We start from the raw sequence: 680 nt of genomic DNA on the forward strand, positions 1-680 counted from the left end.
ATTTATATTAAATAAAAAAGAAATACAGCTTCTTGCACATAATATTTTTATACAAGGACAAATGTGGGGGTTTAGACGCTGGGCGCTGCAAAAACTGTATACGCTCGAAGAATATACAGAAATGCAAATTAGGTATGTGTTACAAGGTGCCCATATGCTTCCGAAATAAGGAACAGACAAATTATTAATTTTATTGCCATATAAAAGTTTCCCGTTTTTTTTGTAGCATATTTGTGCGACTTTTGTTTATAATGAATAGTATGGATTTTTTTAGGCAGACCGTTATATATAAGGTTATATTTGATGAAAGGAAGTGCCGCATAAGTGAATTTTAAGCAATATTCACCAGAAGAGCTAAAAGAATGTTCAATGATTGAAGTTGTACATAGCGTTTTAGGGGATAAAAGACAAGCAACGACATTCAACGAGTTGGTTCAAGAAATCGCTCAAGTGCTGGGACTATCTCAAGAGCAAGTTAATGCGAAACTCGCACAATTTTATACAGACTTAAACATCGATGGACGTTTCATTAATTTAGGAGAAAATCGTTGGGGACTACGCAGCTGGTACCCATATGAGCAAATTGATGAAGAAATCTTACCGCAGCCAAAACCGAAGAAAAAACGTAAAGTTGAAGAAGACGGTTTTGACGACTACATTGAAGAAGATGAAGATGACTT

Annotated in this window: 1 protein-coding gene and 1 pseudogene; both read left to right on the forward strand. The window is 35.1% G+C overall.

Features of this window, described 5'->3' with window-relative positions; genetic code table 11:
• A pseudogene (locus tag MR170_RS30920) lies at window positions 1–169 on the forward strand (TetR/AcrR family transcriptional regulator); the annotation flags it as partial.
• Window positions 170–324: 155 nt separating this feature from the next.
• The coding region (rpoE, locus tag MR170_RS30925; RefSeq protein ID WP_242310657.1) for a DNA-directed RNA polymerase subunit delta at window positions 325–680 on the forward strand (356 nt) is incomplete at its 3' end.

It is taken from the genome of Bacillus cereus group sp. BfR-BA-01524, assembly GCF_022662595.1.
In the GTDB taxonomy this organism is placed as follows: Bacteria; Bacillota; Bacilli; order Bacillales; family Bacillaceae_G; genus Bacillus_A; species Bacillus_A thuringiensis_S.